Source organism: Mycobacterium sp. 1482292.6 (assembly GCF_001672995.1).
Classification (GTDB): domain Bacteria; phylum Actinomycetota; class Actinomycetes; order Mycobacteriales; family Mycobacteriaceae; genus Mycobacterium; species Mycobacterium europaeum_A.
Genome location: NZ_LZKV01000141.1, coordinates 1 through 20,981, shown reverse-complemented (window position 1 = coordinate 20,981; position 20,981 = coordinate 1). Strand labels below are relative to the sequence as shown.

Annotated in this window: 19 protein-coding genes and 1 pseudogene; 7 read left to right on the top strand and 13 right to left on the bottom strand. The window is 69.7% G+C overall.

The features are described from left to right. Window positions 1-30 precede the first annotated feature (30 nt). Complete coding sequence (locus A5624_RS14395; protein ID WP_066867226.1) at window positions 31-570, bottom strand: FxsA family protein; 540 nt, start codon at window positions 568-570, stop codon at window positions 31-33. A 73-nt stretch (window positions 571-643) separates the two neighbouring features. Here A5624_RS14395 and A5624_RS14390 point away from each other — a divergent pair, with 73 nt between their 5' ends. Beyond that, the gene (locus A5624_RS14390) at window positions 644-1,351 is read left to right on the top strand and encodes a dienelactone hydrolase family protein (protein ID WP_066867225.1); all 708 of its coding nucleotides are present in this window, start codon (window positions 644-646) and stop codon (window positions 1,349-1,351) included. 3 nt (window positions 1,352-1,354) lie between these two features. Here A5624_RS14390 and A5624_RS14385 read toward each other — a convergent pair whose 3' ends face one another. The 6 genes from A5624_RS14385 to A5624_RS14360 all read right to left on the bottom strand — a co-directional run bounded on the left by A5624_RS14385 (window position 1,355) and on the right by A5624_RS14360 (window position 8,824). Next, window positions 1,355-2,218, bottom strand: coding sequence for a type 1 glutamine amidotransferase domain-containing protein (locus A5624_RS14385; RefSeq protein ID WP_066867223.1), 864 nt, complete (start codon window positions 2,216-2,218; stop codon window positions 1,355-1,357). 12 nt (window positions 2,219-2,230) lie between these two features. Beyond that, window positions 2,231-2,620, bottom strand: coding sequence for a PPOX class F420-dependent oxidoreductase (locus A5624_RS14380; RefSeq protein ID WP_066867221.1), 390 nt, complete (start codon window positions 2,618-2,620; stop codon window positions 2,231-2,233). A 31-nt stretch (window positions 2,621-2,651) separates the two neighbouring features. Next, complete coding sequence (cobN, locus tag A5624_RS14375; protein ID WP_066867219.1) at window positions 2,652-6,227, bottom strand: cobaltochelatase subunit CobN; 3,576 nt, start codon at window positions 6,225-6,227, stop codon at window positions 2,652-2,654. Window positions 6,228-6,284: 57 nt separating this feature from the next. Beyond that, the gene (locus A5624_RS14370; RefSeq protein ID WP_156749013.1) at window positions 6,285-6,959 is read right to left on the bottom strand and encodes a S9 family peptidase; all 675 of its coding nucleotides are present in this window, start codon (window positions 6,957-6,959) and stop codon (window positions 6,285-6,287) included. Between the two features lie 270 nt (window positions 6,960-7,229). After that, entirely contained in the window at window positions 7,230-7,985 is a 756-nt protein-coding gene (locus A5624_RS14365; protein ID WP_066867236.1) for an ABC transporter ATP-binding protein, read from the bottom strand. An 11-nt stretch (window positions 7,986-7,996) separates the two neighbouring features. Continuing rightward, on the bottom strand, window positions 7,997-8,824 hold the full coding sequence (locus A5624_RS14360; RefSeq protein ID WP_066867215.1) for an ABC transporter permease: 828 nt from the start codon (window positions 8,822-8,824) through the stop codon (window positions 7,997-7,999). A 102-nt stretch (window positions 8,825-8,926) separates the two neighbouring features. Here A5624_RS14360 and cobG point away from each other — a divergent pair, with 102 nt between their 5' ends. The 3 genes from cobG to A5624_RS14345 are packed head-to-tail and all read left to right on the top strand — an operon-like array spanning window position 8,927 to window position 12,192. Further along, window positions 8,927-10,021, top strand: coding sequence for a precorrin-3B synthase (cobG, locus tag A5624_RS14355; protein ID WP_066867213.1), 1,095 nt, complete (start codon window positions 8,927-8,929; stop codon window positions 10,019-10,021). A 45-nt stretch (window positions 10,022-10,066) separates the two neighbouring features. Next, window positions 10,067-10,693: a precorrin-8X methylmutase gene (locus A5624_RS14350; RefSeq protein ID WP_066867211.1), complete on the top strand. Its 627-nt coding sequence runs from the start codon at window positions 10,067-10,069 to the stop codon at window positions 10,691-10,693. Then, window positions 10,690-12,192: a precorrin-2 C(20)-methyltransferase gene (locus tag A5624_RS14345; protein WP_066867209.1), complete on the top strand. Its 1,503-nt coding sequence runs from the start codon at window positions 10,690-10,692 to the stop codon at window positions 12,190-12,192. Before A5624_RS14350 ends, A5624_RS14345 begins: the two co-directional genes overlap by 4 nt. 8 nt (window positions 12,193-12,200) lie before the next feature. On the opposite strand, the gene A5624_RS14340 is transcribed toward A5624_RS14345, so the two are convergent. After that, entirely contained in the window at window positions 12,201-13,850 is a 1,650-nt protein-coding gene (locus tag A5624_RS14340) for a PPE family protein (RefSeq protein WP_066867207.1), read from the bottom strand. Between the two features lie 128 nt (window positions 13,851-13,978). Here A5624_RS14340 and A5624_RS29280 point away from each other — a divergent pair. Both A5624_RS29280 and sigC read left to right on the top strand, forming a co-directional pair. Continuing rightward, a pseudogene (locus A5624_RS29280) lies at window positions 13,979-14,719 on the top strand (DUF2275 domain-containing protein); the annotation flags it as partial. A 114-nt stretch (window positions 14,720-14,833) separates the two neighbouring features. Continuing rightward, the gene (gene sigC, locus A5624_RS29085) at window positions 14,834-15,388 is read left to right on the top strand and encodes an RNA polymerase sigma factor SigC (RefSeq protein ID WP_231998251.1); all 555 of its coding nucleotides are present in this window, start codon (window positions 14,834-14,836) and stop codon (window positions 15,386-15,388) included. Here the strand turns inward: sigC and A5624_RS14330 are convergent. From A5624_RS14330 to A5624_RS14315, 4 genes are read right to left on the bottom strand one after another with little or no spacing between them, the layout of a single operon-like run. Then, complete coding sequence (locus A5624_RS14330; protein ID WP_197498089.1) at window positions 15,385-16,122, bottom strand: cobalt-precorrin-6A reductase; 738 nt, start codon at window positions 16,120-16,122, stop codon at window positions 15,385-15,387. The two genes, sigC and A5624_RS14330, sit on opposite strands and share 4 nt — an antisense overlap. Next, window positions 16,119-16,874, bottom strand: a complete 756-nt coding sequence (cobM, locus tag A5624_RS14325) for a precorrin-4 C(11)-methyltransferase (protein WP_066867201.1) — start codon at window positions 16,872-16,874, stop codon at window positions 16,119-16,121. The genes A5624_RS14330 and cobM overlap by 4 nt, the downstream gene beginning before the upstream one ends. Next, window positions 16,871-18,037, bottom strand: a complete 1,167-nt coding sequence (locus tag A5624_RS14320) for a bifunctional cobalt-precorrin-7 (C(5))-methyltransferase/cobalt-precorrin-6B (C(15))-methyltransferase (protein WP_066867200.1) — start codon at window positions 18,035-18,037, stop codon at window positions 16,871-16,873. Before A5624_RS14320 ends, cobM begins: the two co-directional genes overlap by 4 nt. 31 nt (window positions 18,038-18,068) lie before the next feature. Continuing rightward, complete coding sequence (locus A5624_RS14315) at window positions 18,069-18,818, bottom strand: SDR family NAD(P)-dependent oxidoreductase (RefSeq protein ID WP_066867198.1); 750 nt, start codon at window positions 18,816-18,818, stop codon at window positions 18,069-18,071. 35 nt (window positions 18,819-18,853) lie between these two features. On the opposite strand from A5624_RS14315, the gene A5624_RS14310 reads away from it, so the two are divergent. Beyond that, a complete protein-coding gene (locus A5624_RS14310) occupies window positions 18,854-19,264 on the top strand; it encodes a F420-dependent biliverdin reductase (protein ID WP_066867196.1) in 411 nt (136 codons plus the stop codon). Window positions 19,265-19,681: 417 nt separating this feature from the next. Here A5624_RS14310 and A5624_RS14305 read toward each other — a convergent pair whose 3' ends face one another. After that, window positions 19,682-19,975, bottom strand: coding sequence for a hypothetical protein (locus A5624_RS14305; RefSeq protein WP_066867234.1), 294 nt, complete (start codon window positions 19,973-19,975; stop codon window positions 19,682-19,684). Window positions 19,976-20,981: the final 1,006 nt, after the last annotated feature.

Genomic DNA, 20,981 nt, shown 5'->3' with positions numbered 1-20,981 from the left:
CGGGTGGGCGGCGCGGTCCGTCGCGGCGGGTCAGCGCGCGTCGAATCCTTGCGGCCGCACCGGCGCCTCGACGTCGCGCACGTCGATGACCTCGCCGTCGATGTAGTCGCCGCGGCCGCGCCCATCGAAATCCCCGGCGGGATACGACGCCGAATGAGCCGATTGAGGTTGTGGACGGAACGCGCCCGCGTAACCGAGTCCGGGCATTTGTCGTTGCAGCTTGCGCACCGCCAGGGCGGTCAGCCCGGGGCCGACCGCCGACCGGACGGGCGGGATGAGCAGTAGCAAGCCCAGCGCCGTGCTGACCAGTCCGGGGACGAGAACCAGCAGCGCGGCCAGGCTGACCAGCGCGCCGTCGCCGGCCGCGGCGCGTTGCTCGGCCAGGCCGGAGCGCAGTCGCCCGATCCGGCGGACGACGTGGGAACCCGCCATCGGGGCGATGAGGCCCCAGCCGAGCAGGACGGTCGCCAGAAGCGCCAGCAGGGTCCAGCCCCATCCGATCGTCGACACCAGCGCGAAGATCGCCGCGAGTTCGACGACGGCGTAGGTCAACAGCAGCCGCGACACCATGCCAGACCAACGTCCGCGGACCGCGCCCAAGTTCCCGTGGTGTTCGGCGGTGCGATTGCAGTTAGATGACGCTATGACCACGATTCAGATCGATACCCCCGACGGACCGATCGATGCGTTACTGAGCACGCCGTCGGGGCAAGGACCGTGGCCGGGTGTGGTGGTGATCCACGACGCGATCGGCTACGGGCGAGACAAGCAGTCGATCAACGACCGCATCGCCGCGGCCGGATATCTGGCCGTCACCCCGAACCTGTATGCCCGCGGTGGCCGCATCCGCTGCATCACGCGCGTCATGAAGGAGCTGCAGACGCAGCGCGGCCGCGCCCTGGACGACATCCTGTCCGCGCGGGACCACCTGCAGGCCATGCCGGAGTGCTCCGGGCAGGTCGGTGTCGCGGGCTTCTGCATGGGCGGCCAGTTTGCTCTTGTCATGTCCCCCAAGGGTTTCGACGCTTCCGCACCGTTCTACGGCACTCCCCTGCCGCGCAACCTCGACAAGACGCTGGACGGCGCGTGCCCGGTGGTGGCGAGCTTCGGCGGCCGGGACCCGCTGGGGCGGGGTGCGCCCGAAAAGCTGAACAAGGCGATCGCCGCCAAGAACATCACCGCCGATGTAAAGACCTACCCCGGCGCCGGGCACAGCTTCGCCAACGAGCTGCCCGGCCAACCGCTGCTTCGCATCGCGGGATTCGGCTACGACCGCGACGCCACCGAAGACGCGTGGCGCCGGGTGTTCGCATTCTTCGGCGAGCATCTGGGCACGGGCGCCGCGACGTAGCCGTCAGCGGGCCGCGGTGAGCTTCTGCGACAAGACCGTGGCGAACGTGTGGGTGTCGCCGGGCCAGCGCGCCGACACATAGTCCCCGTCGTCGACGACGAAAGCGGCCCGCGAGTCGGTCGGCGTGTCGCGCAGCAGTCCCGAGGTCTTGCGCCGCCAGTTCGGCGATCCGCGGGAGACGTCCCGGAAATCGGCCGGATCTTCAAGTGCCCGTGTGACTTCGGACTGCACCGACATGTAGCCTTCGGCTTGGCCCGGGTCCTCGGTATACGTCCGGTAATAGTTGCGATCCCAGAACCGGGTGAACCGGGTGAGCCGCCAGGCCAACCGCTCCATTGCCCACGTCAGCGCCGTCGTCTTGCGCCCGTGAAGGACCGAGCGACCGGTGCCGGGATCGACGCTGCGCGCGGCCAGCAGCACACCGTGACAGATGGCGCCCACCACAAGTCCGCGGGCGGACGCCGCCACGACGAGCCGGTGCAGAATGTCGCTGTCGATGTAGCTGCGCATCCCGCGCGCACGGTGCCCGCCCGGCAACACCAGCGCATCGACACCGTCGAAGGTGGCCTGAGACCAGGCAATCGGGCGCTGAAACTCATTGCAGCGCAACATATCCCGATAGGCATCGCGCCCCGCCTTATCGGCGCGCAACGCCAGCCCGATCAGCGCGACGGCGCCCAGCACCGGCAGCGCGGACCAGAGGTCCAGTCCACGCCCCGTCAGCATGATGTCGTCGGCCTCCCCGGGCATGCCGGTTTCGGTAGCGAAGACCACCCGGTGGCCGCTTCGGGTCAGCACCTTCCAGGTGACGGCGACCTCGGTGGGGTCGAAGTCGCGGTCCGGGATCGGGATCAGCACCGTCGCCATGACGCGGTGGTTTCAGGCCACCTTCAGCTCGAGGCCGACATTGTTGTCCATGCCGCCGCGTAGCTTGCTGACGAAGTTGAACACCTTGCCGACGATGCCGTAACGCTTGCCGATCGCGTCGTAGACGGCGGCCGTTTCCGACTTGTCCAGGATGGCCGCGGTTCCCTCGACGGCCTCGCTGGTGGGGCGACCGTTCATGGTGCAGGTGGCCAGCGTGACCCGCGGGGTATTGCGGATTCGCTTGACCTTCCACGACTTTTCCTGCGTGATGACCAGAAGTCGGTCGCCGCGCTGCTTGTCCAGGGCCGCCCAGATCGGCGTCGGCTTGGGCCTGCCGTCCTTGGTGAAGGTGGTCAGCAGGATGTACTGCGTCTTGGCGAGGTCGGCGAACGTTGGCGTCACGGTGTCAACCTACGCCGCGCCTACGCGGAAGTCAGCCTTCCAGATCGCCCTCGGTTTCCAGCAGCGCCTGCCGCAGCCCGTCCAAGGTCTCCGGCTGCGGCGCCGCCCACATGCCCCGCCCGGCCGCCTCGAGCAGCCGCTCGGCCATGCCGTGCAGCGCCCACGGGTTGGACTCCGACATGAACTTCCGGTTCTCCGGGTCCAGCACGTAGCGCTCGGTGAGCTGTTCGTACATCCAGTCGGCCATCACTCCGGCGGTGGCGTCATAACCGAACAGGTAGTCCACGGTCGCCGCCATCTCGAACGCGCCCTTGTATCCGTGCCGGCGCATCGCCGCCATCCAGCGCGGATTGACCACCCGCGCGCGGAACACCCGGGTGGTCTCCTCCGACAGGGTGCGGGTGCGGATCGCGTCGGGCCGGGTGTTGTCGCCGATGTAGGCGGCCGGCTCCTGGCCGGTCAGCGCGCGCACGGTGGCCACCATCCCGCCGTGGTACTGGAAGTAGTCGTCGGAGTCGGCGATGTCGTGTTCGCGGGTGTCGGTGTTCTTGGCGGCCACCGCGATGCGCCGGTACTGGCGGTTCATGTCGTCGACGGCCTCGCGGCCATCCAGGTCGCGGCCGTAGGCGAAGCCGCCCCACGCGGTGTACACCGCGGCCAAATCGGCGTCGTCCCGCCAGTTGCGGCTGTCAATCAGCTGCAGCAACCCGGCGCCGTAGGTGCCCGGCTTGGATCCGAAAATCCTTGTGGTGGAACGACGTTGATCGCCATGCTGGGCCAGGTCGGCTTGGGCGTGCGCACGTACGTAGTTGTCTTCGGCGGGCTCGTCGAGGTCGGCGACCAGCCGTACCGCGTCATCGAGCATGGTCACGACATGCGGGAAGGCGTCCCGGAAGAAGCCGGAGATGCGGACCGTCACGTCGATGCGCGGGCGGCCCAGCTCGGCTAGCGGAATCGGTGCCAGGTCGACGACGCGCCGCGACGCGTCGTCCCACACCAGTCGAACGCCCAGTAGGGCAAGGACTTCGGCGATGTCGTCACCGGCGGTGCGCATGGCCGAGGTGCCCCAGACCGACAGCCCGACCGACTGTGGCCACCGCCCGTGGTCGTTGCGGTAGCGGGTGAGCAGCGAATCGGCCAGCGCCACACCGGCTTCCCAGGCCAGCCGGGACGGCACCGCTTTGGGGTCGACCGAGTAGAAGTTGCGGCCGGTGGGCAGCACGTTGACCAGGCCGCGCAGCGGCGAGCCCGACGGGCCGGCCGGGATGAACCGGCCGTCCAGGGCGCGCAGCACCTGCTCGATCTCGGCGGCGGTGCCGGCCAGCCGTGGCACCACTTCGGTGGCCGCGAAGCGCAGCACCGCGGCGACTTCGGCATTGTCGGTGATCCGTTCGACCGCATCGGCCTCCCAGCCCGCCGCCTGTAGCGCGGCAACGAGTTCGCGGGCCACGGCCTCGGTTCGGTCGACCGCGGACCGGTCGTCGGTGCCGTCCTCGGCCAGACCGAGGACCTGCCGCAGCCCGGGCAGGGTGTGCTCGCCACCGAACAGTTGGCGTGCCCGCAAAATCGCCAGCACCAGGTCCAGTTCGGCCTCCCCCGTGGGCTTTTGGCCCAGGATGTGCAGGCCGTCGCGGATCTGGACGTCCTTGATCTCGCACAGCCAGCCATCGACGTGCAGCAGCATGTCGTCGAAGGAATCTTCCTCGGGACGTTCGGTGAGACCGAGGTCGTGGTCCATCTTCGCGGCCCGCATCAGCGTCCAGATCTGCTGGCGGATGGCGGGCAACTTGCCGGGATCCAGCGCGGCGACGTTGGCGTGCTCGTCGAGCAGCTGCTCCAAACGCGCGATGTCGCCGTAGGATTCGGCGCGCGCCATCGGCGGGATGAGGTGGTCGACCAGGACGGCGTGCGCGCGCCGTTTGGCCTGGGTGCCCTCGCCGGGATCGTTGACCAGGAACGGGTAGATCATCGGCAGGTTGCCCAGCGCGGCGTCGGGCCCGCAGGCCGCCGACATACCCAGCGTCTTGCCGGGCAGCCATTCCAGGTTGCCGTGCTTGCCCAGGTGCACCACCGCGTGCGAGCCGAAGCCGGCGTCCAGCCAGTGGTAGGCGGCCAGGTAGTGGTGGCTGGGCGGCAGGTCCGGGTCGTGGTAGATGGCGACGGGGTTCTCCCCGAAACCGCGGGGCGGCTGCACCATCAGCACCAGGTTGTCCGATTGCAGTGCGGCGATCACGATTTCGCCGTCGGGGTCGTTGCTGCGGTCCACGAAGAGATTCCCGGGCGCCGGGCCCCAGTGCTCGGTGACGGCATCGGTGAATTCGGTGGGCAGGGTCGCGAACCATTCACGATAGTCTTTGGCGGACATCCGAATCGGATTTCCGGCCAGCTGCCCTTCGGTGAGCCAGTCGGGGTCCTGTCCGCCCCGCTCGATCAGCGCGTGGATCAGGGCGTCGCCGTCGTTGGCCTCGACGCCGGGCAGCTCACCCACCCGGTAGCCGTGCTCGCGCATCGCCTGCAGCAGCGCCACGGCGCTCGCCGGCGTGTCCAGGCCGACCGCGTTGCCGATCCGGGCGTGCTTGGTCGGATAGGCCGAGAACACCAGGGCGACCCGCTTATCCGCCGGGGCGACGTGGCGCAGCTGTGCGTGCCGCACCGCCAGTCCCGCGACGCGGGCGCAGCGTTCCGCGTCGGCGACATAGGAGATCAGCCCGTCTTCGTCGATTTCCTTGAAGGAGAACGGCACCGTGATAATGCGGCCGTCGAATTCGGGCACCGCGACCTGACTGGCCACGTCGAGCGGGCTCAGGCCGTCATCGTTCTCGCGCCACGAGGCGCGCGGGCTGGTCAGGCACAATCCCTGCAGGATCGGGATATCCAGGCTGGCAAGGTGTTCGACGTTCCAGCTGTCGTCATCCCCGCCGGCGGACACGGTGGCCGGCTTCAGTCCCCCGGCGGCCAGCACGGTGACCACCATGGCGTCGGCGGCACCCAACCGTTGCAGCAGTTCGGGTTCCGCGGTGCGCAGCGACGCGCAGTAGATCGGCATCGGGCGCGCGCCGGCGTCCTCGATGGCCCGACAGAGCGCCTCGACGTAGCCGGTGTTGCCGGCCAGGTGCTGCGCTCGGTAATACAGCACCGCGATCGTCGGGCCGTCGACGTCTTCGGTGTTCGGCCGCGGTAGCTCGCCCCACGTCGGCGCCACGACCGGCGGGGTGAACCCGAACCCGGTCATCAGCACCGTGTCCGACAGGAAGGCGTGCAGCTGGCGCAGGTTGTCGACGCCGCCATGGGCTAGATAGATGTGCGCCTGCACCGCGATGCCGGCCGCGAGCGTGGACAGGCGGGTCAGCTCGGCGTCGGCGGCCTGCTCGCCGCTGACCAATACCGTGGGCACCCCGCTGGCGATCACCGCGTCGATGCCGCTCTGCCAGGCGCGGTAGCCGCCCAGGATCCGCACCACCACGACGGCGGCGTCGGCCAGCAGGTCGAGCAGTTCGGATTCGGACAGCCGAGACGGGTTGGCCCACCGATAGTTTTTCCCGCTGGAACGGGCGCTGATCAGGTCCGTATCGGAGGTCGACAGCAGCAGGATGGTCGGCTCAGCCACCCATCATTCGTACCGCAACGGGGCGCGCCCGCACCTACTGGGCCGCGACCGCACCGCTCAACCGCCCAGCATCGCCGCGATCCGGTCGGCAACCTGTTGGGCGACGATCCGCGCCGGTCCGTCTTTGGCCGGTTCGTAGCGGTCCGCGAGGGCGTCGTAGTCGGCGCCGGCGATCGAGCCGTGATCGGCCGCCAGCTCTACCAATTCCACCGGCCAGCCCACCCGCTCCAGGCGGGCGGCGAAGTTTCTGCTCGCGTCGACGGGGACGACGTCGTCGTCGACGCCGTGCAGCAACGTGAACGGTGAACCGATTTCGGCGCCGTTCAGGACGTCGGGCAGGGAGGCACCGAAGATCGGATCGGGGACCATGAAGGCTCCGGCGAGGCAAACCGTGTGCGCGGGAGCGAAGTCGAGCCGCGCGGCGTGCAGCGTCACCCCCGCCGCGGCCGCACCACCCATTGACCACCCGACGAGCAGGATGCGCGCGGCGTCGGTGGCGAGGTTGCGGGCGAATTCCAGCGACGCCAACAGGTCCGCGCGCCCGCCGTCGTCGGCATGGGAGTTCCAGTCGGGCGCGACCACCACCGCGGCGCGCCCGGCCAGCATGCCGGCCAGCGGGCCGACGGCCGCCCGGGCATCGGTTTGCGCCCCGTGCCAGAGCAGGATCGTGGATGGTGCCGGTTCGCCGAAGACATCGGCCAGTCGACCCGGGGCGTATTCCAGCGTTCTCACGGGCACCAGGATGCCCATACTGACGCGTGTTCAATCCTTGGAGTCAGGGGCGAGGCTTCGGCGCCGCCTCATTGAATCCGGCGGCCCACCCAGTTGGCAGACCTGCGGGTCGCCACAACGGCCACCGGTGAATTTAATCCCGCTGCGGCCCAATAGTTTTGGGCTACTGCGGGCGCCCAGTGGCGGCGTGGGCCCCAAACCGGCCGTGCGCGAAACACTTCCGGCCGACAGCAATCCGACCGTCGCGGCCAGCGCGACGAAACCACTTGCTCACAGGCGCACCCCGAGGCGATCCAGCAACTCCGCGCGGTGCTGCTCGGTGTGCGGGCCGGGGTCACCGGGCGCGCGGCGCGGATCGTCGACGGTCAGCGTGTGGATGACACGGCCTTCCTCGAGCACCAGCACGCGATCGGCCAGCGCCACCGCTTCGTCGACGTCGTGCGTGATCAGCAACACCCCGAACCCGTGGCGGCGCCACAGATCCAGTAGCAATGTGTGCATCGTCAACCGGGTCAGCGCGTCGAGCGCGCCGAACGGTTCGTCGAGCAGCAGCAGTCGCGGTTCGGCGACCAGCGCCCGGGCCAGCGAAACACGTTGCGCCTGACCGCCGGACAGGGTCAGCGGCCAGGCGCCGGCGTGGTCGGCCAGCCCGACGTCGGCCAGCGCGCGCTCGGCGCGCTCCCGCACCTGCTGGCGCGGGAGGCGGCTGCGGGTCAGGCCGTAGCCGACGTTGGTGCGCACGTCGCGCCACGGAAAAAGGCGCGGCTCCTGGAACGCCAGCGCCGGCGCGCCGGACACCACGCGTTGCCCACTGTGATCGCGCGACAGCCCGGCGAGCACCCGCAGGACCGTCGACTTGCCCGAGCCGCTGCGCCCGAGCAGGGCGACGATCTCGCCGCTCTTCACGCGCACCGAAACGTCGTTGAGTACCTGCCGGTTTCCGTACCACTTGTCGACGTTGCGCAGTTCGCCGGCGATGTCGGTCCGCCCGCGGGTGGTGGCGTCCGATTCAGCGGTGAGAGTCAAGCCGGGACCTTTCACTGTCGGTAGCGCAGCGTGCGGCGCTCGATGAGCCGGACGATCGCGTCGGTGATGATGCCGAGCAGGGCGTAGATGGTCAGCCCGAAGATGATGATGTCGATCCGCAGGAAATCGCGGGCATTGTTGATCAGGAAGCCGATTCCCTTGTCGGCGTTGATCTGCTCGGCGACGATCAGCGTCAACCACCCGATGGCCAGCGACTGGCGCAAGCCGACGAGCACCTGCGGCGCGGTGCTGGGCACGATGATCCGGGTGAACCGCTGAGTGAACGAAAAGCCCAGCACCTGAGCGGTTTCCAGCATCTTGGGGTCGACCTGGCGGATCGCCGAAAAGGTGTTGAGGTAGAGCGGGAAGACCACGCCCAGCGCGACGAGCAACACCTTGGGCAGCTCGCCGATCCCGAACCACAGGATGAACAGCGGGATCAGCCCCAGGTGCGGCAGCGCCCGGATCATCTGCATGGGCGGGTCCACGGTCGATTCGACCCAGCGGGACAGGCCGACCGCCGCGCCCGCCACGATTCCGATGACCCCGCCCAGCAGCAGCCCCTCGACGACACGGACGGACGAGATGTGCAGCGCGTCGCCGAGCTGCCCATTGCGGGTCACCTCCACGCCGGCCTCGAGGATCAGCGAGGGGGCCGGCAGCACGTCGGCGGGGATGATGCCTATCGCGCTGCCCAGCTGCCACAGCGCCAACAACGCCAGCGGCGACACGACGCGCACGATTTCCCATTTGCGGCGCGCCCACAGCCCGCTAGCCCCGCCGGCTGGGGCGCCGGCCGGCTTGCTCGAGGCAGCATCGAGCGCGGTGGCAATGCTCACTGTGCCGACGCTAAGGCGCGGACGGGGGCCCGGGTAAGGGTTTACGTCTGGCTGAAGGCAATCCCGACCGGCGTGTGACGCTCGGGGCCGTACCGTGGACGGGTGGCCAGGACGCGCGACACCGACGCATGCCCGGGTGCGCTGCAGGTGCACCAGGCGGCCGACGGTGCGCTGGCCCGGATCCGGCTACCCGGCGGCATGATCACCGCCGCCCAACTGGCCGCGCTGGCCGCCGTCTCCACCGCATCGGGTTCGGGAACGCTCGAGCTGACCGCTCGGGGCAATGTGCAGTTGCGTGGGCTGACCGACGTCCAAGCGGTCGGCGAGGCGCTCGCCGCCGCGGGGCTGTTGCCGTCGGCGACGCACGAGCGGGTCCGCAATATCGTCGCCTCACCGCTGTCCGGACGCTCCGGCGGCCATCTCGATGTCCGGCGCTGGGTCGGCGAACTCGACGCCGCGATCTGCGGCAAGCCCCGGCTCGCCGAGCTGGGCGGTCGATTCTGGTTCGGCCTGGACGACGGGCGGGCCGACGTCTCCGGGCTGCGCGCCGACGTGGGCGTGCACGCCTTTCCCGACGGCTGCGCGCTGCTGCTGGCCGGACGCGACACCGGTGTCCGGCTGGCGCACGACGAGGTGATCGACACGCTCGTCGCGCTCGCGATGCGGTTCCTCGATATTCGCGAAACCGCTTGGCGCGTCCAGGAATTGGACGACCTACGACGGCTGGTGCCCGGTGCCAAGCCGCGCGCCCCCTCGTTCCCGGCCGTCACCAAGGCGCCGGTGGGCTGGATCGGCCAGGACGACGGCCGGGTGACGCTGGGCGCCGCGGTGCCGCTCGGCGTGCTGCCGGCGCGCGTCGCGGAGTACCTGGCGGCGATCGAGGCGCCGCTGGTGATCACGCCGTGGCGCTCGGTGCTGGTGTGCGATCTTGCCGAAGAGGTCGCCGACGTCGCGCTGCGCGTCCTGGCGCCCTTGGGCCTGGTGTTCGACGAGAACTCGCCTTGGCTGAGCGTCAGCGCCTGCACCGGCAGCCCCGGCTGCGCGCGGTCGGCCGCCGATGTGCGGGCCGACGCCGCGCGGTCGCTGGATCCCGATTCGGGGGTGCACCGTCACTTCGTCGGCTGCGACCGGGCGTGTGGCAGTCCGCTCACCGGTGACGTGCTGGTGGCCACCTCGGACGGATACCGGCGCCTGTAGCCGGGTGCGGCGGGTCACCACGCGGGAGAGCCTTAAAGTGGGCGGGTGCTCGACTACATCCGCGACGCGGCGGAGATCTATCGCCAGTCGTTCGCGACGATCCGCGCCGAAGCCGATCTGGCGCGATTCCCCGCCGATGTGGCACGGGTGGTGGTCCGGCTGATCCACACCTGCGGGCAGGTCGACGTGGCCGAGCACATCGCGTTCACCGACGACGTCGTCGACCGGGTCGGCGCCGCCCTACGCGGCGGCGCTCCCGTGCTGTGCGATTCGTCGATGGTGGCCGCCGGCATCACCGCGGCGCGGTTGCCGGCCGACAACCAGGTGGTGTCCCTGGTGGCCGATCCCCGGGCGGCCGAGTTGGCCGCGCGCCGGCAGACCACTCGTTCGGCGGCCGGCGTGGAGCTGTGGGCGGACCGGCTGCCCGGCGCGGTGCTGGCCATCGGCAACGCCCCGACCGCGCTGTTCCGGCTGCTCGAGCTGATCGACGACGGGCTGGCCCCACCGGCCGGGGTGTTGGGCGGACCGGTGGGTTTCGTCGGGTCGGCGCAGTCCAAGCAGGAGCTCATCGCCAACCCCCGCGGGACGTCGTATCTGGTGGTGCGGGGCCGCCGGGGCGGCAGCGCCATGGCGGCCGCGGCCGTCAACGCGATCGCGAGCGACCGCGAGTGACCGCGGCGGGCACCGCGCAAAGCGCCGACAGGGGCACACTGTGGGGCGTCGGGCTGGGGCCCGGTGACCCGGAATTGGTGACCGTCAAGGCCGCCCGGGTGATCGGCGAGGCCGACGTGGTGGCCTACCACAGCGCCCGGCACGGCCGCAGCATCGCGCGCGGCATCGCCGAACCGTACCTGCGGCCCGGCCAGATCGAAGAGCACCTGGTCTATCCGGTCACCACCGAGACGACCGACCATCCCGGCGGCTATGCCGGTGCGATCGAGGACTTCTACGTCGAGGCCACCGAGCGCATCGCGGCGCATCTGGCGGCCGGTCGCAATGTGGCCCTGCTGGCCGAGGGCGATCCGCTGTTCTACAGCTCCTACATGCATCTGCACACCCGGCTGACGGAGCGGTTCGACGCGGTCATCGTGCCGGGCGTGACGTCGGTGAGCGCCGCCTCGGCGGCCATCGCCACGCCATTGGTGGCCGGCGACGAGGTGTTGTCGGTGTTGCCGGGCACGCTGCCGGTCGAAGAGCTGACCCGACGGCTCGCCGACGCCGACGCCGCCGTCGTACTCAAGCTCGGCCGTTCGTATCACGCTGTGCGGGAAGCTCTTTCGACGTCAGGACAACTTGACGACGCGTTCTATGTGGAGCGGGCCAGCACCGCTTCGCAACGCATCCTGCCCGCCGCCGACGTCGACGAGGCCGGCGTCCCGTACTTCTCACTGGCCATCCTGCCGGGCGGGCAGCGCGGCCGGCGCGCTGCCGCCGTCGGCAGCGTCACGGTGGTGGGTCTGGGCCCCGGCGACATGGATTGGATGACGCCGCAGACCCGCCGTGAGCTCGCGGCGGCGACCGACCTGATCGGCTACGGCGGCTACCTGAGCCGCGTCCCGGCGCGCGACGGCCAGCAGCGTCACCCCAGCGATAACCGTGACGAGCCCGAGCGGGCCCGCCTGGCCTGCGCGCTGGCCGAACAGGGCCGCGCCGTGGCGGTGGTGTCCTCGGGCGACCCGGGCGTGTTCGCGATGGCGACGGCGGTGCTGGAAGAGGCCAAGGAATGGCCGGGCGTGCAGGTGCGGGTGATTCCGGCGATGACAGCGGCCCAGGCCGTCGCCAGCCGGGTCGGCGCGCCCTTGGGGCACGACTACGCGGTGATCTCGCTGTCGGACCGCCTCAAGCCGTGGGAGGTGATCTCCGCGCGACTGCAGGCCGCCGCGGCCGCCGACCTGGTGCTGGCGATCTACAACCCGGCTTCCAAGTCGCGGACCTGGCAGGTCGGGGCGATGCGCGACATCTTGCTGGCCCACCGCGAACCCGGCACCCCGGTGGTGGTCGGCCGCAACGTCTCCGGCCCGGACGAAGACGTCCGCGTGGTCAGGCTGGCCGATCTCGAGCCCACCGAGATCGACATGCGCTGCCTGCTGATCGTCGGATCGTCCCAAACCCAGTGGTACTCACACGATTCCACCGACCGGGTCTTCACACCGCGGCGTTACCAGGCCTGAAACGCCGGCTAGTCGCGATCCCAGGTACTCGGCATCATCGGCAGGGTGGGGCCGTCGCTCAGCCCGTCGCGCGTCAGCGTGGCCAGCCCGGTGGCTTGCGCGGCATCGGGTTTGGTTGCGGCGCCGGCGAATCCGAGCGGTCCCGCACTGTCCTCGGAAGGGCGGGCGGCGTACGGGTCTTCGGCGTCGCCAGCCGGAGTCGTCCCCTCGTCCATCTCCATGAACTCATAGCGGTAGGCGCGCTCGGTGGCGGTGCCGCCGCGGCGCCGGCGGGCCCGCGCCTTCTTCTTGGCGTCGGCGGCCGCGGCCGCGGCGGCGGGCGTGTCGAGGTCGTCGGACGACGGTTCCTCCGACTTGCGCCGAGACCGGCTGCTCGCGCTGCCGCGCGCCGACAGTCCCGAAAGCCCCACGGCGTACAGGGCGTTGAACGCGTTCGCTCCGATGCCGTCGGTCGCCGTGGGACCGAAGCCGACGCCGGGCCCGCCGCCCACCGGTCCCCCGCCCGCCGATCCGGCAACGGTCGTCGCGGGCGCGGTGGACGGGGTGGGCACGTGGCTCACGCTCGCCGGCGCGGTGGCGATCGTCGGCGTCGGGGCGATGACCGGCGCGGGCGCCGCCGCGACCGCCGGCAGGGGCGCGGGCGTCGAGAGCGGGACCACGACGCTGATCGCGGTGACCGCCGCGGCCACCCCGCCCGCGGCGGCCGCGCCGATGGCGGCCACGACAACCGGGGCGAGCACCACCGCCATCTGGATCGCGAGCTGAATGAACGGCCAGAAGATCATCAGCGTGTGGAAGATGGCCCAGCCCAGCGCGGTCGACAGGGCCGGCGAGAGCCCCAACTGGCCGAAGAACGAGGCGAGGCTGTTGACCCACGGCACCGGCGGGAACGGCCACCCACCGGGGTTGAGGTCCTTGGACACCGGCCACGCGAAGTTCTGGGTGTACTGCTGCAGCCACTGGGTGAGCTGGTCCATCCACGACGGATAGGTCTGCGTCGCCGCCTGCTGCTGGGCGCTCGAGGTGTCGGCGTCGTTGAGGTTGGAGCCGGAACTCGCGGCCGGCGCGACGGCGGCCGCCTGTACCGCCGCGACGCCGGCGGTGGCGGCCTCGCCGCCCGGTACGACGATGGTCGGCGCGGGCGTCGTCGCGGGGACCGCCGCCAGCGCCGATTCGCTGACGGCCTGGTAGGTGGTCATCGTCGTGGCGGCCTGCACCCACATCCGCGCGTAGTCGGCCTCGTTGACGGCGATCGGAATGGTGTTGATCCCGAAGAAGTTCGTGGCGACCAACGCCCCGTGCACGGCATGGTTGGCAGCGAGCTCGCCCAGCGTCGGCATGGCGGCCAGGGCGGTGGTGTAGGCGGTGGCCGCGGTCTCGTGCAGGGCCGCGGCCGTCGTGCTCTTGGCCGCGCTTTCCAGCAGCCAGGCCTGATAGGGGGCGTGTGCGGCCACGTACTGGTCCGCGCTGGGGCCGTCCCACGAGCCCGCCTGCACCGCCCCCAGCACTCCGCTGAGCTCGGCTGCCGCGGTCGCGTAGTCGGTGCTCAGCGACGTCCACGCGGTGGCGGCGGCCAGCAGCGGCGCGGGGCCGGGGCCGCTACTGAGCAGTGTCGAGTGCACTTCGGGCGGAAACGCGATCCAGATCGGGGCGGTCATCGTCGGGGGCCTTCGGGCAAGGACACGAATACCTCTTCGGTGCATCTCGTGGGTGGGCTGGCGATGCGTACGACCAGAGGTCGGTTGCCGCCGCCGTTTAGTTCCCCGCAATTTCGTTCCGGGGCCAAATGTGGCGAGTCTTTGCGCGGGGCCGGGCCATGCGCAACGATGCAGGGATGCGGTGTGAGATTGCGCGCGAAGCGCTGTCGGCTCGATTGGACGGCGAGCGTCCCCAAGTCCTCGCGCAGCAAGTCGACGCCCACCTCGAATCCTGCCGCAGCTGCCGCTCCTGGTTGATCGGTGCGGCGGTGCAGACGCGCCGGCTGGCTTCGGTGACGCCCGGCGAGGGCCCCGACCTGGTCGACAAGATCATGGCGAGCATCGGCGAGCAGGCCACCGGACATCAGGCCCGGATGCGCTGGCTGCGGTCGCACTACCGGCGCTGGGGCCTGATCGCGGTCGGCCTTTTCCAGGTGGCGATCGCCGCCGCCCAAATCAGCGGAATCGATTTCGGCATGGTGTCCGAGCATATGCACGGCGCGATGTCCGGTGAGCACCTGATGCACGAGTCGACGGCCTGGTTGCTGGCGTTGGGTCTGGCGATGATCGCGGCCGGTGTCTGGCCCGCCTCGGCCTCGGGAGTGGCGGCCATCACCGGTGTCTATTCCGTTGCGCTGCTGGGCTATGTCATCGTCGACGCCTTCGCCGGCGAGGTGACCGCCACCCGCATCGCCAGCCACATGCCCCTGTTGTTGGGCTTGGCGTTCGCGTTGCTGGTGGCGCGGGAACGGGTGGGCTCGCACCGCCGGCGCGGCTCGGATGCTTCGGACGACGCACACTTTCCCGCCTGGGCGGCGGACTCACCCAGCGGTCGGCGGCGTGGGCATCTGCGGCCCATCAACCATGCCGCCATCGACCCCACCGCATCGTCTACGACGGGCCGTCGTAGAATCGGAAAACTCGCACAACAAAGGTGGTTGGGCATGATCGCGCCGAGCGATGACGAGGCCGTAACCGAGCTCGCGTTGTCAGCCGCGCGCGGAAACGCGCGAGCGCTCGAGTCGTTCATCAAGGCCACCCAGCAAGACGTGTGGCGGTTCGTCGCCTATCTCTCAGATTCGGGCAGCGCCGACGATCTGACCCAAGAGACCTTTCTGCGCGCCATCGGCGCCATCGAGCGGTTCTCCGGGCGTTCGAGCGCGCGGACCTGGCTGCTCTCGATCGCGCGCCGCGTGGTGGCCGACCACATTCGCCACCTGCAGTCGCGGCCCCGCGCGGCCATGGGTGCCGATCCCGAGCACGTGGTGCGCGCGGACCGGCACGCCCGCGGGTTCGAGGACCTGGTCGAGGTGACCACCATGATCGCCAACCTCAACGCCGAACAGCGCGAAGCGCTTTTGCTCACCCAACTGCTCGGCCTGCCCTACGCCGACGCCGCCGCGGTCTGCGGTTGCCCGGTGGGCACCATTCGTTCCCGCGTCGCGCGCGCCCGCGACGCGCTGCTGGCCGACGGCGAGCGCGGCCACCTAACCGGCTAGCGCGAACCCTGTAGCGCGCCAACCCATTCGGCGGCCTCGGCCACCGTGCCGACGGTCGACACGCCGGCCGGTAGCGGCGGGCGCGCCACCATCACCACCGCAACGTTCAGTGCCGCCGCGGCATCCAGCTTCGCGCGGGTCATGTCCCCGCCGCTGTTCTTGGTGACCAGCGCGTCGATGCGGTGGTCACGCAGCAGCGCGAACTCGTCGTCGTAGCCATACGGTCCGCGGGAGAGCACCACCCGGTGACGGCGCGGCAATGCCGAAGGGTCGGGGTCGGTGACCGCACGGATCAGAAACCACGCGTCGCTGCCGGCGAAGGCCCACACGCCCGAGCGCCCGGTGGTCAGAAACACCCGCGAATAGCCTTGCCGGGCAACGGTTTCAGCGGCATCGGTGTCCGAATCGACGACGATAGCGGGGCCCGGGTCCCAGGCGGGGCGCGCCAGGATCAGGTGAGGTATCCGCAATTCGGCGCAGGCGGCGGCGGCGTGCGCCGCCATGGTGGCCGCGAACGGGTGGGTGGCGTCGACGACGGCGTCGATGCGTTCGTCGTGCAGCCAGCGCCGTAGCCCGTCGACGCCGCCGAACCCCCCGATGCGCACCGGTCCGACCGGCAGGGCAGGGTCGGGCACCCGGCCGGCCAGGGAGCTGACGATGTCGATGCGGGGATGCAGCGCTTTGGCCAGGGCGCGCGCCTCGCCGGTGCCGCCGAGCAGCAGGACGCGCATCAGTGCCGGCTCCCCCGCGCCCGCCCGGTCGAGTACAGGTAGCTGTCGGTGAATCCCCCGGCGGTCAGCGCGTCGCCGACGACGATCACCGCGGTCTTGGTGATGCCGGTCCGATGCATCTGCTCGGCGATGTCGGCCAGCGTGCCGCGCAGCACCGCCTCTTGCGGCCAGCTGGCGAAAGCCACGACGGCCGCGGGTGTCTCGGCGCGGTAGCCGCCTTCGAGCAGTTGCGGAACGATGGTGTCGATCTGGGCGGCGGCCAGATGCAGGACCAGGGTTGCGCCGGACCGGGCCAGGGTCTTCAGGTCTTCGCCGGGCGGCATGGCCGTCGACAGGGTCGCTACCCGGGTCAGCGTCACCGTCTGCGCCACCCCCGGGACGGTGAGCTCGCGCTTCAGCGCGGCCGCCGCGGCGGCGAAAGCCGGAACCCCGGGCACGATTTCATAGTCGATGCCCAGGGCATCGAGCCGGCGGCACTGCTCGGCGAGCGCGCTGTACAGCGACGGGTCACCGGAATGCAGGCGCGCCACGTCGTGGCCGGCGGCGTGCGCCTCGCTGAGTTCGGTGATGATCTGCTCGAGCGTCAGCGGGCCGGTGTCAACGACTTTCGCGTCGGGCGGGCACAGGGCAAGCAGGTCGTCGGGCATGATCGATCCGGCGTACAAGCACACCGGGCAGGATCGCAGGAGCCGCTGACCGCGCACGGTGATGAGGTCGGCCGCGCCCGGGCCGGCGCCGATGAAATACACGGTCACTTGGTCACCTCCCACTGGGTGACCGGGTACTGCGGGCGCCAGCCGGTGAATGCGCCCAGCGGCTCACCGTGATAATGCTGGAAGCGTCGCAGCTGGCCGCCCAGGCGCTGATGTGCTTGCGCCAGAACGGCTTCCGATTCGGTGGTGACCACATTGACGACGAGCCGTCCGCCGGCGGGCAGGTTGTCCAGGCAGGCGTCGAGCAGACCGGGCTGGGTCAGTCCGCCGCCGAGGAAGATCGCCGACGGCGGCTCGGCGCCGGCGAATGCGTCCGGAGCCTCGCCGCGCACCTCGATGTCGGCCCCGAAGGCCGCGGCATTGATGTCGAGATTGTGCCTGCGCCGCTCGTCGCGCTCGAATACCACTGCGCTGCAACCGCGCCCGCTCAGGCACCACTCGATGCTGATGCTGCCCGAGCCGGCGCCGATGTCCCACAACCGCTCGCCCGGGCGCGGCGCCAGGGCGGCCAACGTCACCGCGCGGATCCCCTGCTTGGTGATCTGCCCGTCGTGGGTGAACGCGTCGTCGGGTAGTGGCGAGACACGGTCGTCGGGCAGGTAGCGCACGGCAATCACGTTGAGATCGTCGAGGTCTCGGTCACCGGCCCAGTCGCGGGCGGTGCCGTCGCGGCGGTGCTCGTCTGGGCCGCCGAGGCGTTCGAGGACGGTGAATTCGGACTCGCCGCGGCCATGCGCGGTGAGCAGTGCGGCGAGTTCGCTTGGCGTGGACTTGTTCTGCGACAGCACGATCGCTTGGCCGCCGCGGCGCACCGCGGTGCGCGGCTGCGCGGTGACCAGGCTGATCACCTCGGTGTCGTGGACGTTCCACCCCATTCGCGCGCAGGCCAGCGTCACCGAGGACACGTGCGGCAGCACCCTGACGTTGCCGCGGCCGTGCAGTCGGATCAGGGTGCCGCCGATGCCGTGCAGCAGCGGATCGCCGCTGGCCACCACGTGCACGTCGCCCGTGTGCTCATCGAGCAACGTCTGCAGCGCGGGCATCATCGGCGACGGCCATTGTCGTCGCGGCGCGGGCACCGTGTCGTCGAGAAGGTCGAGTTGCCGCTGGGAGCCGTAAATGATTGCGGCCCTGCGGAGTTCGGTGCGTGACGCTTCGCCGAGTCCGGGCATGCCGTCGGCGCCGATGCCGACCACGACGATCATGAGCGCCGCTCTGCATGGTCGCCGGCGCGGATCATCGGGGCATCCTGCGCCAGATGAACTGCGGCAGCAGGCGCATCACGGCCGCCGCCGGTCCGAGCGCCCACGGGATCCACACCGTGCGGCGGCCCTTTGCGAGCGCTCGTGCGGTCGCGGCGGCCACTTGGGCGGGTGTGCTCGACAACGGTGCGGGCGACATGCCTTCCGTCATGCGCCCGATGACGAATCCCGGGCGGGCGATCAGCAGGCGGACGCCGGTGCCGTGCAGCGCGTCGGCCAAGCCGCTGGCGAAGCCGTCCAGGCCGGCCTTGGCCGAACCGTAGACGTAGTTGGCGCGACGCACGCGTGCGCCGGCGATCGAGGAGAACACCACCAGCCGGCCGTTGTCCGCTTTCCGCATCACGGCGGCCAACTGGGTGAGCAGGCTGACCTGGGCGAGGTAGTCGGTGTGCACGACGGCGACGGCGTGCGCGGCGTCGATTTCGGCGCGGGCCTGGTCGCCCAGGATGCCGAACGCCAAGACCGCGGTGCCGATGGGACCGTGCTCGGCGACGATCGAGGCGACCAGCGGCCCATGCGAGGCCAGGTCGTCGGCATCGAATTCCCGGGTGTCGACCGCCGCGGCCCCGGCGAGTTTGAGCGCGTCGACCTGGTCAGCGAGTTGATCAGCGCGGCGGGCGGCCAGCACGACCGTCGCGCCCGGCGCCAACAGTCGCGCCAGTTCGATCCCGATCTCGCTGCGGCCACCCAGGATCAGTACTGGACCTGCGCCCGTGTCGTCCACGGCTGCGATTATCACCTGCGCTAGCGTGGGCGGTGATGGCGAATACCACTACCCGGCTCACCGACGATGCGCTGGCGTTCCTGTCGGAACGGCACTTGGCCATGCTGACCACGCTGCGAGCCGACAATTCGCCGCACGTGGTGGCGGTCGGATTCACCTTCGATCCCAAGACGCACATCGCGCGGGTCATCACCACCGGGGGTTCGCAGAAGGCGGTCAACGCCGATCGCGGCGGGCTGGCCGTGCTCAGCCAGGTGGACGGCGCGCGGTGGCTGTCGCTGGAGGGCCGGTCCAAGGTCAACAACGACCCCGACGCCGTGCGCGACGCCGAGCTGCGATACGCCCAGCGCTACCGCACCCCGCGCCCCAATCCACGACGCGTGGTCATCGAGGTTCAGATCGAGCGGGTGCTCGGGTCGTCGGATCTTTTGGACCGGGGCGAGTAGGAGCTCGCGGGTTAGGTGGGACCTAGCAGCGGACCGACCAACGGCAACCGAACGCATTTAAACGGGAATCCCGCGATTATTTCCAGGTGGCTGCAAGAGCAAATCGTCATGTTTACGGAGACGGCAAGCTTCAGTGAATTCGATTGCCGCCTTTCTGTCGTCTAAGAATTGATCGAATTGGCTCATTGTAAGCTCATAGTACTCGTCGTAGTCCACAATCCCATTGCTTACGGGTATCGACGCGTAATAGCGTCCCGACAGCGACTCAATGCCGATCGCATATCTATCCTCACGTGACAAATAAGTGTCGTTAAACTGCATTAGTACTTCTTCCCTAGACAGCAGGACTTATGCTTCAATGCTGGACCTCAGTTCGCTCGTTTCATTCTTGGATCGGCCCCGGACTTGCTATATCAGCTAACGAAGGTTCCATCCAACGCATCGACCGATCTCGTGCAAGGCTTCCTGGGACAGTTCTGGATGCTTTTCATGGAAACGCCGCAGGATGTCGTTAACGCCTTCCGCTAGCGTCATATCTCCCCATTCGAGCGGCATGCTAACTGCTTCGTGCACCAATTCGGAAACACGCGCGATCAACGATTCGGCTTGCGATTGCCCGTACACCTCTAGCAACTTTTCTTTGTCGATATGAGGAACCGCGGTGTCACTGATGGCTACGACAATTGCGGCGTTTACGACGGCCGGATCCATCCTCAGCTCCTTCATCGCTCGAAAATCGTTGTTTCAGCACCGGTTTCGGGATCGATGATCACGATCCTGGTGACATTTGGATTGTCCATGAGTCGTGGAAGCTCGACCGCTTGCCACACACCACCGGGGCGAAGATTGGGTCCGATAACCGCGTGGACTTCACCTCGAGCGTTAGCAGCATATGTTTCGGAGACCTTCGACCACCACGCCTCCGCTGCGGGGTCGTCAAAGCTCCACTTCGGTGGCGATATGCCATTTCGCTCCAGCAGGCCCTCCAATGTGGTCCCGCTGCGTGAAGCTGCAAACAGGTCTGCCGATCCATTTCCGCCGGCTGATGATGGCCCGATGCCGACGCCATCGGAAGTTCTGCCCGACCAGAAAAATGCTCCATCCGGAGGCGGGGTAAGAAGCTCCGGGGGCGGCAGCGGATACGGTCCGACGAAGCCATCACCTGCTTGCGGCTCGCCGTTGGTGTCGTGGCCGGGCGGATGGTGCTTGTCCTCTCTCGGCGGACCCCCATCGCCGTCGCCATGCCCACTGGGATCCCCGGGTGGCCCTTCGGGCGGGTGTCCACCTGGCGGACCGCCGTCGCCGGGGCCATGCGTGCCACCGCCACTCGGCGTTGGCAATTCGGTCGGGCGCCCGCCTGGGACCTCGAAAGGGGAACCCGCTGAGGGAGGTGAAGGTGGCGATGGGTGGGGGCCGATAGGCGCGGTCTCAGCGGAAGATCCGCTCGGTGACACGGGCAGCGACGAATGGTCGAGTAGTTGCGGAGTTGCCGACGGCAGTCCGTCGCCCGCCGCCGCCTGCACGGGCGGAAGACGTGGACCGGCGGTCGGCGCCGAAACCGGCTCACGCGGCCCACCCGACGGCTCGGCGACTGGGTCGTGAGCGCCACCGGCCAGCACGGAGACCGGCTCAGGCGGCTGCTCCGCCGGCACCGGCTGCGCCGGCCGCTCCCGGGGGTCCGCACGATCCGGCGTCTGTGCCATCCGGCGGCCCGCAC